The 14,386-nt window shown below is 72.9% G+C and carries 10 protein-coding genes; 6 read left to right on the top strand and 4 right to left on the bottom strand.

Going from position 1 to position 14,386, the window contains the following annotated elements:
* The first annotated feature begins 123 nt into the window (after positions 1-123).
* Positions 124-1,635 (top strand): relaxase/mobilization nuclease domain-containing protein, encoded by a 1,512-nt coding sequence (locus ACFVVA_RS19930; RefSeq protein ID WP_387691191.1) that lies wholly within the window; start codon positions 124-126, stop codon positions 1,633-1,635.
* Positions 1,636-2,196: 561 nt separating this feature from the next.
* Positions 2,197-2,886 carry a hypothetical protein gene (locus ACFVVA_RS19935; RefSeq protein ID WP_387691193.1) on the top strand — a complete coding sequence of 230 codons (690 nt, stop codon included), beginning with the start codon at positions 2,197-2,199 and terminating at the stop codon, positions 2,884-2,886.
* Here ACFVVA_RS19935 and ACFVVA_RS19940 read toward each other — a convergent pair.
* Positions 2,865-3,122: a hypothetical protein gene (locus ACFVVA_RS19940; RefSeq protein ID WP_387691195.1), complete on the bottom strand. Its 258-nt coding sequence runs from the start codon at positions 3,120-3,122 to the stop codon at positions 2,865-2,867. The genes ACFVVA_RS19935 and ACFVVA_RS19940 overlap by 22 nt on opposite strands.
* A 991-nt stretch (positions 3,123-4,113) precedes the next feature.
* Between ACFVVA_RS19940 and ACFVVA_RS19945 the strand changes: the two genes are divergently transcribed.
* Positions 4,114-4,299 (top strand): hypothetical protein, encoded by a 186-nt coding sequence (locus tag ACFVVA_RS19945; protein ID WP_387691197.1) that lies wholly within the window; start codon positions 4,114-4,116, stop codon positions 4,297-4,299.
* Positions 4,300-4,482: 183 nt separating this feature from the next.
* On the top strand, positions 4,483-4,854 hold the full coding sequence (locus ACFVVA_RS19950; RefSeq protein ID WP_387691199.1) for a hypothetical protein: 372 nt from the start codon (positions 4,483-4,485) through the stop codon (positions 4,852-4,854).
* A 429-nt stretch (positions 4,855-5,283) separates the two neighbouring features.
* Here the strand turns inward: ACFVVA_RS19950 and ACFVVA_RS19955 are convergent, their stop codons facing one another.
* Complete coding sequence (locus ACFVVA_RS19955; protein WP_387691201.1) at positions 5,284-8,646, bottom strand: S8 family serine peptidase; 3,363 nt, start codon at positions 8,644-8,646, stop codon at positions 5,284-5,286.
* 350 nt (positions 8,647-8,996) lie between these two features.
* On the opposite strand from ACFVVA_RS19955, the gene ACFVVA_RS19960 reads away from it, so the two are divergent.
* On the top strand, positions 8,997-9,530 hold the full coding sequence (locus tag ACFVVA_RS19960; protein WP_387691203.1) for a SigE family RNA polymerase sigma factor: 534 nt from the start codon (positions 8,997-8,999) through the stop codon (positions 9,528-9,530).
* Positions 9,527-10,345, top strand: a complete 819-nt coding sequence (locus ACFVVA_RS19965) for a hypothetical protein (RefSeq protein WP_387691205.1) — start codon at positions 9,527-9,529, stop codon at positions 10,343-10,345. The genes ACFVVA_RS19960 and ACFVVA_RS19965 overlap by 4 nt, the downstream gene beginning before the upstream one ends.
* Before the next feature lie 904 nt (positions 10,346-11,249).
* Here the strand turns inward: ACFVVA_RS19965 and ACFVVA_RS19970 are convergent.
* Complete coding sequence (locus ACFVVA_RS19970; RefSeq protein WP_387691207.1) at positions 11,250-13,052, bottom strand: VWA domain-containing protein; 1,803 nt, start codon at positions 13,050-13,052, stop codon at positions 11,250-11,252.
* Positions 13,049-14,200, bottom strand: a complete 1,152-nt coding sequence (locus ACFVVA_RS19975; RefSeq protein WP_387691241.1) for an AAA family ATPase — start codon at positions 14,198-14,200, stop codon at positions 13,049-13,051. The genes ACFVVA_RS19970 and ACFVVA_RS19975 overlap by 4 nt, the downstream gene beginning before the upstream one ends.
* Between the last annotated feature and the right edge of the window lie 186 nt (positions 14,201-14,386).

The raw sequence follows: 14,386 nt of genomic DNA on the forward strand, positions 1-14,386 counted from the left end.
CCGCACCTCGTCGCCTCCTGGGACGGCTTCGCCTCGGACCCGGGGCGCGACCCGAACGCCACGATCAAGCAGCTCCAGACGTCCCTCGACCTGCGGGTGGACCAGCGCGGTCCCCGGCGCCGGTTGAAGAAGCCCGTGTGGCACTGCTCGGTCCGTACGGCTCCCGGAGACCGGCTGCTCAGCGACGAGGAGTGGGCGGTGGTGGCGCGCCGGGTGGTCGCGGCCACCGGCATCGCGGAGGAGGGTGACCCGGACGGCTGCCGGTGGGTCGCTGTGCGGCATGCCGAGGACCACATCCACATCGCCGCCACCATCGTGCGCGGCGACCTGCGGAAGGCGGACATCGAGTTCGACTTCCGCCGGGCCCAGGCCGAATGCCGCAGAATCGAACGGGAGTGGGGGCTGCGTGAGCTCAACCCTGGTGACGGCACGGCCGCGAAAGAGCCCACCAACCGTGAGAAGCACAAGGCCCAGCGTCTCGGCGAGGCGAACACGAGCCGGCAACAGCTGCGCGACGCGGTCCGCCAGGCCCTCGCCGGTGCCCGGGACGAGGCCGAGTTCTTCGCCCGGCTGGAGACAACCGGTGTGCTGGTCAACCGCAAGGTGGGCCCGTCCGGCGACACCCTCGGCTACAGCGTCGCCGTCGTCGGAGAACACGACCAGACCGGCGAGCCGGTGTGGTTCGGCGGGTACAAACTCGCACCCGACCTGACCCTGCCCAAGATCCGCCGCCGCCTCGCCCACGGCACGGGCCAGCTGGAGACGGCCCGTCCCGCACCAGAGGACAGCGGTGCCCGTACACCGACCGGTCGCCGCTCTCCGGCGGCGGCCGCTCGACTCCGGGCGGCGGACACGGCCCTGGAGGCGATCGACCTCCTGGACGGCGAGCCTGAGGCCGTGGCCGGGGTGGTCGAGGCGACCGGGGAGGTGCTCGACGCCCTGGCGGCCACGGCCCTGCCCGCGCAGAAGGCCGAGCTGCTGGCCGCGGCCCGCGCCTACGAGCGGGCCTCGCGCTCGCACGTGCGGGCCGCGAACGCCGACTCCCGTTCCTTGCGGGCCGTTGCCCGTGAGGTGCTGTCCGGCGGCTACACCACCAACCGGGGCCCGGACGCCACCGCTGCCGCGGGCGCTTTGGCGGCGCTGATCCTGCTCGTCATCGCGGCCGGTCGCTGGCACGCCAAGCAGGGCCACCTGCAGCAGGCCGACGCCGCCCACGCGGCGGCCGACAGCCTGCGGGCGGCGTACCGGCTGGCTGCCCGCCAGCCGCTGGGCGCCCTGCGCGAGCACGGCCAGCAGCTTCCCGCCGCGGTGCGCGAACGCCAAGAGCAGGCCGTGCGGCGTGCGGTACCGGGCGAGGGCGGCCGGCGGATGCTCGCCGAGCCGGAGTTCGACGCCCTGGCCGCCGCCCTCGTCGAGGCGGAAGCCGCCGGGCACGACCCCGACACCCTGCTGGAGCGCGCCCGCTCCTGGCGGGAACTGGACACCGCCGGGTCGGTCACCGCAGTGCTGACCTGGCGCGTGCGACATCTCGCGAAGCTGCCCCACCCCGCCGCCGGCAAGCCGCACCGGAGCACCAGCGCGGTGACCCCGCCCACTCCTGCCGCACCCGCTGCCCCCTCGCGGCAGCGCCGCTGACTCGGCTGCCGACGGACGCCACCAGGGCTCCGTCGGCGGCCGTACCAACCCCACGCCGCCGCACCCCCGCAGGAGACCGCCCTTGCCCCGCCCGATCGCCGCCGACGACCAGCGGCACCGAGCTACCAGCGCGGCCGACCGCGACTGGCTGCTGCGCTGCTACACCCTGCGCGCCAGCGAATCGCTCGCCACCATCGTGGCGATGTGTTCCGTGCCGCTGCTTGTTTTCGCATTGAAGCGGGGCCGCAGTGAGCGGGTGCCCACCGCGACCGTTCAGGTTACCGGGGGGCCTTCCCCGCCGAGGGGAGGTGCCCCGGGAAGGGGGCATGCGGCGGCGAGCCTCCCGGATCGGCGCCACGCCCGGACTGGGGTAGCAGAGCCGTGCGTGGCGCCCTGTGGGATGAGCCTGGCCGAGCCTTCCCACTCGAACAGATCAAGTCGCTCGGCGATCCAGGTGTACTCCAAGGCATACAGAGCCGACCCGGGACCAAACTGCAGCCGGACGGGGTACCTAGCCATTGTTGGGGATCCCCCTGAAAAACACGCTGAAAGGAAACCGAATTGCCCGGGGAAGAAGAATACGACTACACCGTCACCATCACGATGAGCCAGCAGACCGTCGATTATCTCGAACGTGATGGCTACCTTCTTTACGGCTTCAAGGCCGGCAACGGAAGCCCTTGGGTGGGGTCGAAGCCGCTCGTCTGGTTCAGCACGGACAAGTACGCCCTGACGACGACGATCGGCTGGGACCAGAAGTACCAGGCGTACATCTCCCAGGACGAGATCGTTGTGGACGGCAAGATCACCACGAGCAACAGCTACGACATCACACTCGGACAGCGCCTCGACGTGACGGGGAAATCCGGAGACGGAGAGGTCAAGGACGACCCTGAACTCAAAGGTAAAATCGGGATCAGCAACACCACCACGAACGAATTCACGTGTGGAATCGCCCAGCGGAACAACCGCACGTCGAACTTCAACCCGATTGCCGCCTTCGACCTCCTCGGTGGAAATCTCGACACGTTCGCCCCCGTGGAGAAAGTTCTTCTTCTCTTTGCTTTAAATCCTGTCGACACGGGGACTGTCAAGGAGCAGTCCTTCGCCCCTGCCCTGCTGATCGACATCAGCGGCGTGTCGGAAAGAGAAGTCGAATACGACATCAACAACGGCTGGAGCTGCGGCGGAAACACCTGGTGCACCCCTTACAAAGCCGAAGACGACATTCAGTTCCTGGCCATGTCGTAGCCCATCGCGACGTTGCCGGTCGCAGGTCCTGGGCGCAATGCGGGCAACGCAAAGGCCTCGGCCGCGTCCCGCGTTGCGGCGCTCCACACCGCGAAGGTCTTCTGCCGCTTGCCCACGGCAGCCAATCGCACGCGGAAGCGGATTCGTGTCCGGCTGCGCCCCGCCGTACCTTCATGGCCCTCCCGCAGCGGGCGGGCGGATTCCTTGACGGTCGTCCCGGGTTCCTTGATGGTCACTTCGCCGCCTGTGCTCGACGGCGTCGGCCGCCCGCCCCAGCACCGTGCGGTGTGCCTCCACGGTCTGCCGCCAATGGACACGCTCCCGCAAGCGCGCGCAGCGCTGCCCACTGGCCACGGTTTCCCCGGCTACGCCGAGCGCCTGGACGCCGAGCTCGCCGCCCAGCTGCTGCGCCGGGTGCCGGTGGACCGGCTCGACCAGGTCGAGCCGGTTGTCGCCGCTCTACTGGACCTGGGGCCCGGCCGACGGTCTCCCTCGGCCGGCTCGCCGGTTTGGCCGAGCCGATCAGCGGCATGGTCATGGTGGAGGTGGGGATGTCGAGGTCGGTGGCGCGCTGGTAGAGCTCGGCCCGGGTGAGCTGGGACAGCTGCCGCTTGCCGGTGGCGCCCGTCCGCTTCTTCCCCGCGGCGGTCTTGGCGCAGGTGGTCTTCGTGCCTGTGGCCGACTTCGGGGAGCGGCGGGCCCGGGCGGGCGGCTTCTCCTTCGTCTTGGCGGCGGGCTCGTCCTTGCGGGCGCTGTCCAGGCTGCAGCGCAGGGCGTCCATGAGGTCGACGACGTTGGTGGCCTCGGGGGCTGGTCCGGTGGAGAAGGGGGTAGCGGCTGCGGACCCGGTTCTGCTGGTCGGTGATGACGGCGGCGGTGGCCTTGACGATGGGCAGGCGCCGGCCGAGGCGGTAGGCCTTGTGATTGTCGTAGAGCAGGACGGGGGATCCGTCCGGGTCGGTGGTGAGGCAGTCCAGCCACAGGCCGCGGATCTCGTCGGGCCGGCGTCCGGTGTCGATCAGCAGCTCGGTGGCGACATTGCTCCAGCAGCCGCACGGCCCGACGAGGCAGCGTCGTGCTCTCGGCGGCGGTGCGGCCCTTGACGTAGGAGAGCAGGACCGTGGAGTCCCCGGCCCAGTCGATGTCGCCGGTCGCCAGGTCGTCGATGCCGTCGGGCATGATGCCCGAGTAGATGCCGAACAGCAGCCGGTAGGCGATCAGCATGTTGTGGGTGGGAAACAGATCGGCGCCGGCCTGCAGGAACCCGCCCCGCTGCCAGAGCGCGCCTTCCGTGACGCCGGAAACCTCGGTACCGCCCGCGTCGCCCACCTCGTCGCCCGAGACACCACCGCCGAGCGCTGCCTCCAGCACCTGGCCGACGCCACCCGCCACCTCGACATCACCGTCGACTGAGCCAACACCAAGGCCGGGTGAGGCCTCAGGGCAGTGCAAGTCAACTGCGCTGGTACCGGCCGGATCCACGTCGGCGGACGCCGGGGTGTGACCGGGCCAACATTTGCAAATCGGGCAAAATGGAACAAAGTTCTCGATATTGGATGTTCTGTCCCATACATCACGAGAGCAAGGGGGGGCTCCTTGAGCCTGTTCGACCGCGGCGACGATCAGCCCAACTTCACCCACTTCCGCTACGGCCAGGAGCCGCAGCCGGCCGAACCCGTCCCGAGCACGCTCGCCGTCCCGCACCCCAGCCCCCTGAGTCCGAGCGGCATGCTCATCTCCTGCGCCCAGTGCCAGGCGACCCGCGACTGGCTTCTGATCTACGTGCACCCGAACCTGGTGTTCGTGCGCTGCCGTTGCGCCCACGAATGGCGTGAGGCAGACCTGGAGGCGAGCGACGTCGCCGAGGCCCGGGACGATTCCTTCGAGGAGCGCACGTGGGACTCCTTCGAGGAGATGTACCAAGGCCTGGGCTTCGACGGGCTTCTCCGTGGTACGTACTTCTCGTAACGAGCGGCATGGTTGACGATGAAGCCTTCACCGGACGCCGCGAACGGCCTCGACCTGGGGGTTCATCAAGAGGGCTGGTCAGCCAGCCCCGGCCTTGCGCGGCCACATAGAGCAGGTGCCGCCCGGCGTCGAGACGTTCCCTAAGCAGCTTGGAGAAGGTGACGTCGAGACCGGCCTCCTCCCGAGCCTCGCGGACGGCGATATCGTGCGGTGTCTCCGAGCGCTCCGCGCTGCTCGCCCGCCGCAGCACCCGCCTCACCCCTGAGCAGTGCCGTCGCCTGGAAGCCGCCCTGCCCCTGCTGGAGCTGCTCCTGGACGAACCCGAGCCGCCGAGCCCCGGCAACCCGTAGACACCGGGGCCGCCGGCGGCCGCCGTTTCGGCGCCCGTCGGCGGCCCCGCGCGTCATCCGCCGGTCACCGGCGGATTCGTCAGCGTGCCAGGCGGTAGGCGCGCAGCACGGTCTGCTCGACGGTGGAGCCGTCGGCGGTGCTGGCGGCGGCCTTGAGGGAGACGAAGCCATCGGCGCCCGGCGGCGGGTCGACGGTGACGCGGTAGCCGCCATCGGCTGTCTCGGCCGGGGCGTCCTGCCAGGTGGCGCCGTCGTCGAAGGAGACCCGCACGGTCAGGCTTGCGGTGGCCGAGGCGGGGGCGCCGCTCTGGCGTTCGACGGTGGTGAGCAGGGTGTGCCGGTGGCGCGGCACCTGGTTGTCCGGATCGACGGGGGCGGTGAAGCGGACGACGTCGACCGGCAGCGCCGTGCTGCCGGCCTTGCCGTCGGCCCCGGGAGCGGCGGCTGAGCGGAAGGTCCAGATGGCCTCGACGGTGCCGGACAGCGCCGCCCAGGGCTCGGCCCGTACGGCCTTGGCGGTCAGCCGGTAGGTGGCGTCGGCGGCCGGGACCGCGAAGCGGGCCTGCTCCCGGTCGCTGCCGACGACGCGCTGCCCGTCGCGTTCCAGCTCGAGGCGGACGGTGTCGTCCAGCAGGCGCGGCCATGGGGAGCCGACGTGGCCGGGGGAGGCGTCGCTGAACAGCTGCGGGGCCACGGTGAGGTAGCCGTCGTCGGTGCGGGCGAGGGTGGCCGTGCCGCCTTGGCCCGGGGCCAGACCCGGGCCGATGACGGCGGCGTTCCAGCGTTCCGCGCAGGTCGCGCCGGCGGCGCAGCGCACGGTGCCGCTCTGGCTGATGGCGGTGCGCACCATCTCGCCGCCGGGGCCCACGCTCTGACCGAAGGTCGTCTCGCGGAGCTGCTCCTTTACCGTGAAGTACTCGGTGCGGGTGGCCGGCAGCGCGAAGGTGGGCTCGGCGATGGTGAGGCCGCCGAGGCCGCCGGCGGACGCGAAGCTGCTGAAGTCGCCTGCGGTGCCCGGGGCCTGGGCGAAGTAGCGGGTGTTGAGCGTGGCGAGTTCGCCGGTCTCGACGGTCAGGGCCGGGTCGGGCAGCTTGCCGGTGGTGCGCACCAGCAGGTCGTAGCGGTCCGGCAGCCGTCCCTTCGGCGTGGCCTGGCCCTGCTGGAGGCTCTGCGTGACGAAGTCGAGCCGGCCGGCGACGGGCCGGGCGGTGGGGACGACGTACAGGTTGCCGGGCCGGGCCAGAACGGTGGCCGCGTCCGCGCAGCCGCTGCCTTCCGCGGCGCGGTAGCAGTAGCCCGCGGAGAGCGAGTAGCCGGTGGTGGCGCGGCCGGGGACGGTGACGGTCAGCTGCCGGCCCTCGCGGGCGTCGACGGCGAGCCGGGTGTCGGCGCGCAGCTCCAGTTCGGGCTGCAGGAACAGGGTCGCGGTGCGGGGCGTGGTGCCTGAGGCGGGGGTGGCCAGCTGTCCGCCGAGGTTGTAGCGGCCCTCGGGCACGCGCACGGTGGCGGTGCCGTTGGTGAACTGCACCTGGTAGGCGTCGCGGGTGTCCAGGTTGACCAGGCTGATCACCGACCAGGCGTTCCAGGTACTCGGCCCCAGCGGCGCTCCGTTGCGGTCGACGGCCGTCACGGTGACGTCGTGCTTCACGGCCTCGCGGGTGAGCGCGTAGGCGGTGGTGACGGCGGCTTGGCCGGGTCCGCTCGCGCGCACCCGCCCGGTCAGCGACGCCCCCGAGGGGACGCGGGCCGGATCGACGGTCACGGTGGCCGACGCCGTGGCGCCCGGCGCGACCGTCAGGCGGGCGGGGGAGACGGTGAACGCACCGGCCACCGCGGTGGTCTCGGCGGCCAGGTCCAGGGTGACGGGCTCCCGGCCGTCGTTGTGGTATTCGACGGTGCGGGTGAGGGGCTCGCCGCCGGGCGGGCCCTGAAGGTGGATCCCGGTGCCCTCGGCGGTGGCGTACACCTGCTGGGCGGTGGCCCGGGCGAGGTCGACGCGCCCGGCGCCCTGCTCGTACGCTCCCTGGCCGACAGCCGGCGCCGCGGAGGAGGTGAGCGCGGCTTTGAGCTGCGGGCCCTTCCACTGCGGGTGCTGCTGGGCGAGCAGGGCCGCCGCCCCGGCCACGTGCGGGGCCGCCATGGAGGTGCCGGAGATGGCCGTGTACCGCTCGCCGACCGGTTCCTGCCCGTCGGTTCCGGCGGCCCGGGCGGCAACGATGCCGACGCCGGGCGCGGTGAGGTCCGGCTTGACGGCCTGGTCTCCGATGCGCGGTCCCCGGCTGGAGGTCGGGGCGAGCGCGCCGTCCCGGTCGACGGAGCCCACCGTCAGCGCGGCATCCGCCGACCCGGGGCTGCCGACGGTACCGGGGAGGCCGCGGTTGCCGGCGGCGGCGACGAACAGGGTGCCGTAGCGGGCGGAGAGCGTGTTGACGGCCTGGGCCATCGGGTCGGTGCCGTCGGTCGGGTCGCCGGTGAGGCTCATATTGACGATCGGCGCGCGGGCCGCGGCCCACTCCATGCCCTGGAGCACCCAGGACTCCTGGCCGTTGCCCTCGTCGTTCAGCACCCTGCCGACCAGCAGCTCGGCGTCGGGGGCGACACCCTTGAACCGGCCGTCGGAGGCGGCCCCGGTGCCGGCGACGATCGAGGCGACGTGGGTGCCGTGCCCGTCCGGGTCGCCGTTCACCGGCGCACCGGCGGCCCCGGTGAAGTCGGAGGTCTCGCCGAGGGAGCCGGCCACGTCGGGGTGGCCCCGGTCGATGCCGGAGTCGAGCACCGCGACCTTGACGCCCTTGCCGGTCCAGCCGGAACTCCAGGCCTGCGGGGCGCCGATCTGGGCGGTCGAGTGGTCGAGCGCTGCGGTGACCTTGCCGTCCAGCCAGACCCTGTCCACGCCGCCCGCCACGAGCCCGGCGCCCGGCTGCGCGACCAGCTGCCACAGTTCGCCCGCCCGCGCCTTCGGGGCGCGCAGGGCCGCGCCGTGCACGCTCTCCAGCGCGCGTACGGCGGTGGCGCCGGCGGGCGGCGCGGCGTTGGCCAGGTCCGGGGCGCCGGCGTGCTCCGAGCCCAGGATCAGCGGCAGTTCGGCGGTGTGCGCGTCGTCGTAGCCCTGGGCGATCAGCCCGGCGACGTCGAACAGCCGGGGGTCCAGCCGCCCGGCCTCCAGCGGCCCGACAGCGTCCGAGGGGACGAGGTTGAGCGAGCCGGGGGTGCCGGAGCGCTGGACGAAGGTCACGTCCTCGCGTCCCGGCCCGGGCCACACGCCGGCCAGCGCCACCGCGCCGTCGGCACCGACCCGGACGGTGACCGTGTCACCGGTGACCAGGGTGACCTGGACCGGCCGGCCCGGCGCCGGCCCGTCGGCCCCTGCGTCGGGCGCTGGGCCGGGAGCGGCCCAGCCGGCCGGGGCGGCCAGCGTCGCGACCAGCGCCGCGCCCAGCACGGCGGCCGGCCACCGCCCAGTTGCCCGTGGTCCTCGCCCACGCGTGTCGTACCTGCGGGTTTCTCGCACAGGTGTCCTCTCGATCGGGCGGCACCACGGATCCCGGGGCCGCGCACTGGTCCTGGCGAGGAATCGACGGAACGCGAGGCAGAGCAGGATGTCATCAGATGAACAGAAATCCGGAAGACCCGGAGAACCTCCCACTCCTCCCGCGACGGGCGGATTCCCGCCCCGCGCGGCCGGCGGATCCTCCCGCCCCCCGCGGCCGGCGAACTTTCCCGCCACCCGTGACATCCCGGCACCGGGTGCGCTCCGTCGGATAGGGCAGAGACGAACGGAGGGCACGCCCTGTGCGTAGCGCAGACCTGGAGGAGTTCCGCGGCTTCGCCGAGGACCGGTTGCCGCATCTGCGGCGGACCGCGTACCTGATGTGCGGCGACTGGCACCACGCCGAGGACATCACACAGACCGCACTGACCAAGCTGTACGCGGTGTGGGGAAGACGGCACCGGATCGCCAACCTGGAGGCCTACGCCCACCGCGTGCTGACCCGCACCTGCATCGACCACACCCGGCGCCGCTGGCGACGGGAAGACCCGACCGCCGCGCTGCCCGACCGGCCCGGCCCGGGCACCGACCCCTCACTCGGCCTCCAAGTCCGCACCGCGCTCGCCGCCCTGCCACCGCGCCAACGCGCCGTGGTGGTCCTGCGGTTCTGGGCCGACCTGGACATCGCGGCCACCGCCAAGGCCCTCGGCTGCACCACCGGAACCGTCAAGAGCCACACCGCCCGCGCACTCACCAAACTGCGCGCCCTGCTCGGCGACACCGACCCGTTCGACGAACTGGCCCTCGCCCCGACCCCCCTGAAGGAAATGCTGTGACCCACCACGACGCCCTCGACCCGCAGGACGAACTGCGCACCCTCCTCGCGGCCGGGCTCGGCGCCGAACCGCCGCTGCGCCCCGGCGCGGTGGACACGGCGGTCGCGGACGGACGCCGCCGCCGCGGCACCCGCCTGGCCGTGCGCGCCGGAGCCTCGGTGGCCGCCACCGCCGTCCTGGCCGCCCTGATGGCGACCCTGCCCACCGCCACCACTCCCGCCGGCACCCAGGGCGGCCCGGTGGCGGCCGCCGACCCGCTGACCGGCCCGCTCACACTGGCCGGCGCGGCCGGAGCCACCGCCGAGCCGCTGCGCCCGGACTCCTTCGGCGCCGGCAGCGGCCGCGCCACCGACTGGAGCAGCGAGCGCCTGGGAGCCACCCTGGCTTCCCTGCTCCCGGGCGGCGCCACGACGGTGCGCGCCGGCGACATTCCGGGCCGCAGCTTCCGGGTCGCCTGGCAGTCCCTAGCCAGCCCGGTGGACTTCGTCGGTGGCGCCGAGCGCACCGCCGACGGGTCGAAGGTGCCGTTCTGCGCCACCATCGCCCTGCCCAAGGTCACCCCGCGCCCCGGCGTGCCCAGCCCGCAGGAGGTCGCCCCGCGCACCGACTGCCACCTGGTCGAGCTGCCCTCCGGAGCGCGCGGCGAGGCCCTGACCCTGACCCCCCGCCAGGACGGGCGCGTCTCCCAGTACGTCCGCCTCCAGCGCGCCGACGGCCGCACGGTGACGCTCCAGCAGTGGGCCCAACAGCCGGACACGGGCCTGGACGAGGCCGCCCTGCTGGCGATCGCCGACAACCCCGCCTGGCAGTTCTGACCCGCCCAGACACCGGCCGGCGGGTCCGTTGCAGCCCCCAGCCGGCTGCAAGCGGCTCTGACAGCACTGGGGCCGCCCGCTCCACGCACACGAACAGGCCTCTGACGCGCTGCTCACCAACAGACCCATCCCGGTCACCGCCACGGTCGCGGTGGGGTGCGGCACGCCAGGCGACCGCACCGCCTCGCTGGCCGCTGGGCCGGCTGTGGCCCGGGCTGGATCTGGACGCGGTCACCCTTGCCCCGCCACCGCGGCGGGCCTGCCTCCTCGCGCCGTTCTGGGCGGCTCGGTCGGGCTTCGGGCTGGACGCGCAGGGGTGGTCAGCCGCCGGGGACTGATCGTCTGCTGCACGATGATCATCCCTCATACAAAACCGCAGAGCCTTGCGCTGACGCAGAACCCGCTGACACGACTGCTGGGACTGGCAAGGCTGCACCGCCACTTCACCACCGGCCCGGTGCGCGTCTCCGCCCGCTTCCGTGACCTGGGGCGAAGCTCGCACCTTCCTCCAAGCCCAAGCCAGTAGTGCTCGGAGACCAGGCCGAAGTGGGCCGTGCTGTAGCGGATGCTGAGTTCGTCGCCTCGGCAGGGCCCTGCCCCCTGGTGTGCATTGACTGTGGGGACATTCCCGAGCAGGAGAGCAGGGTGTGTCTGCCCCCAGACCGGGCCGGGGTGCCCTGTCTAGATGAACCCGGCGGGGTCTCGGTGAGCCTGGCCGGTGGTGGACCACTGGTCTCGGTGAAGTTGGCGGACAGGGTTGTGCCAGCGGGGGCGGCGCGGCGGAGGGTTGCTGGCCTGGTTGGGGGAAGGGGACCGTGGAGCGGTTGGCCTCGGTCCGGGCCGGGAGTTCGGCGAACCTGGCGGCGAGGTCTGCCACACGAAGCCCAGCGCCTCAGCCGGCGTTTCAGCGTGTTTTGCGGATGGCGTCGGTGGCGGCCTTGGCGATGGCGGCGGGAGCACTGGAGGGCCGGGGCAGGTGGAGCAGGGTGGTCCCCGGTAGGTGGAGGGATTCCTTGCTGAGGGTGAGCTGGAGCACGGCGCAGCCGGCGGCGGTGAGGCGTTTGATGCGGGTGACGGCTTGATCGGTTTCGTCGCGGCGGTAGTGGGCGTCGGTGACGATCACGAGAAGGCGGCCGGTGCCGGGGCGGCTGAGGTCGAGGCCGTGGTCGAGTGCGTCGATGGCGTCGCCGAGGTTGTGGTTGCCGCCGTTGGCATGGAACTGGGTCACGAGGTCTGGTGCCCGGTGGGTGGGCCGGGTCAGCGCGGTCAGATTCATGTCGTAGGCGATGGTGGCGGTGCGGGAGTCGGGGTCGGTCAGGGCCGCTGCGCGGGCCACGATCCAGGCAGCGGATGCGACGGGTTTGCAGGCGGCACTCATGGAGCCGGAGACGTCGACGGCGATGCCCACGCGCAGCGGTGGGGTGGGGGAGTGGCGGCGGCGGGTGTGGGTGAACGGTTCTGCGGTGGGTATCGATCCGGCGGCGCGCTGGGCGTCGCGGGCGAGGGCCCGGCCCATGTTGAGGCGGCCGGGTGGGGTGGGGCTGGTCGTCCGCTCCTCGGTGCGTTCGCGGTAGGCGGCGGCGCGAAGGGCGCGGCTCAGGCGCGCGGCGGCGGTCTGCTCGGCGGCCGTGGGCTTGCGGGTGCCGGTGATCGGGTTGTCGTAGGGCGCCGGTGTGCCGTCGGGGCTGACGGTGGTGCCGCGGGGGTTGAAGACGGACCGGGCGGTGGCGGCGGCCTTGCGTCGCTTGCCGGCCTCCTGGGCGCGGCCCTGGGCCTGTGCCCTGGACCGCGCGGCCACCGCGTTGTTCGCGGCGGCCTGTGCCGCGAGGTCGGTGGCGTCATTGGTGGCCATGCTGTCCATGACGACCGTCGCGGCGGCGGACAGCAGATCGATGAGGTCCCCCGGCGGGGCGGGCAGGGCAGGGGCAGCGGCGTCCAGCGCTTCGCACCAGTCCTGAGCGTGCGCGAGCATGGTCGTGGCGTCGTGGTCGGCGCACCGGTGGGCTGCGGTCCAGATGCTGGTGAGGGTGACCAGCAGGTCGGTGCCCAGGACCCGTTCGCACAGATCGGCGACGGCCCTGGTCTCGCCGGCGTCCAGGATGCCGGCGTCCCGGCGGCCGAGGATCAGGGCCGCCACGCTAGCGGCGTGCTCGGCACCCTGGACGCGGGGGTTGGCGATGTCGGGCATGACCAGGGTCCGGGCACTGGTGCGCAGGTACGTGCGGTCGGTGGGCCGCCTGATCAGGTGGGCGCCTTCGGCCCGGCTCTCCTCCAGCAGGAGCGCGGCCTCGACGACGCGGGGGTCCGCGCCGTCTGGCTGCTTCCAGACGGAGTGGGCCGCGTGGGCGGCCTCGTGGACGAACACCCCCCAGGCGGCGGGATAGCGTTCCTCGTCGCCCACGATCCGCGGGTGTAGCTCGTGGGGTTGGAGGGGTGCGAACAGGCCGGAGTCGAACTCGATCTCCGCGAGGCCGGGGAAGTAGGCGGCCGGTGCGCCGCTGCGGGTGCCGGGGCGGCAAGTGACGAGCAGGTCCTGGCGGCCGGACAGGGCGACCAGTCGGTCGCCGAGCTCGGCTCCCACGCGCAGCCACGCGGCCGGGGAGGAAGGGGGCTGTGCGGGTGGGGCGCCGTCGTCGTCCCAGCGAGCGAGGTCGGCGTCGTCGTCGGGCGCGGTGGCGGAGGGCTGGATGTGGTGGTGGCTACTCATCGTGAGGGCCCCCGGTGCGCGGGGGCGGTGCTGACCGGGGGGTGCCGGGCGGCCGACGCGGTTGCGGCGGAGAGCTGCCGGCCGAGGGTGAGGGGCGCCACCGATTTGACGCCCGCGATCTTGCTGACGGCGGTGGCGACGGCGTCGCGGTCCTCGATGGGCGCGATGCCGACCAGGTTCGCGAGCGCGGCCGCGGTGCCGAGGACGGCCTCGGTCTTCTGGTAGCTGAGCAGCTCGCGTAGCTGGGGGGCCCAGCCAAGCTCGCCGAGTTCGACCTGGTGGGCCAAGTTTCGGGCGATCCGGACCACCCGGGCATCGATCCTCAGCGCCAGGGCGAGGTCGTAGTCCGTGCCGACCTGGATCTGCACACTGAAACGTGAGGCGAGCGCCTCGGTCAGCACGGCGCCGTGCACGCCGGGGTTGTGGCCCGCCACCACGTAGAAGCCCTGCTTGGCCTGGATGGTCTCGCCCTTGTGGGCCTTGACCTGGATCTGGCGGCGCCCGTCCATCGCCGGGTACAGCGCGGCCAACACCTTCGGTGAAATCAGGGTGGCGTCGTCGATCAGCAGAGCGCGGCCCTCGGTCATCGCGGTGACCAGCGGACCGTACTGGAAGACGTAGGCTCCCGCGTCGTCCTGCGTGTATTCGCCGATCAGGTCGCCGACCGTCGTGTCGCCGTCGCCGGCGACGGTGAGCAGGTCGGGGAACGCCGCCTCCACCAGCGAGGTCTTGCCGGTGCCCGGGGGACCGTAGAGCAGCACCGGCACGTCGGCGTCGCGTAGACGATTCAGCGCCTCGACGTCCGGCAGGTCGGCCAGTTCCCGGGGGTGGTAGAGCTGGCCCCCCGCGCGGCGGATCGGACCGCCTGGCTTCACCGTGTTCGCTGCGGGAGCGGTCGTGCGGGCCGTGGCCGCCTGGGCGCGGGGAGAGTGGGTTCCCGGTGGACTGATCACCGCGGTCTGCGCGGCTGCGGCGGTCTTCCCGTTCGCGCGGAACTGCGGCTGTCCGGTGCCGAGCTGGTCGGCCTCGCCGCGCCGCACCAGGGTGAGGGCGGCGTTGCGGACGGCGCCGTGGGAGTGGCCCAGCCCCCGGGCCATGTCCCCGATGGTGAGCGTGTCCGCCGGCCGGTCGACCAGCAGTCGGGCCACCTTGGCCCGTAGTTCGCCGCCCTTCGTGCGTGCCGGAAGTGAGGGCGGTCCGGGTGTGGTCAAAGCGAGGATCCTCCAACGGGTTGGCGGGCGGGCGGGTTTGGCATCGCGCTGGGAAGGCGGGCCGCTCTCGGAGCAGCCCACGGCCTGTGCCGACGTCGGCGACCGGCCCGGCAAGTGGTACAC

The sequence above is a fragment of the Kitasatospora sp. NPDC058048 genome, from assembly GCF_042885555.1.
Lineage (GTDB): Bacteria > Actinomycetota > Actinomycetes > Streptomycetales > Streptomycetaceae > Kitasatospora > Kitasatospora lactacystinica.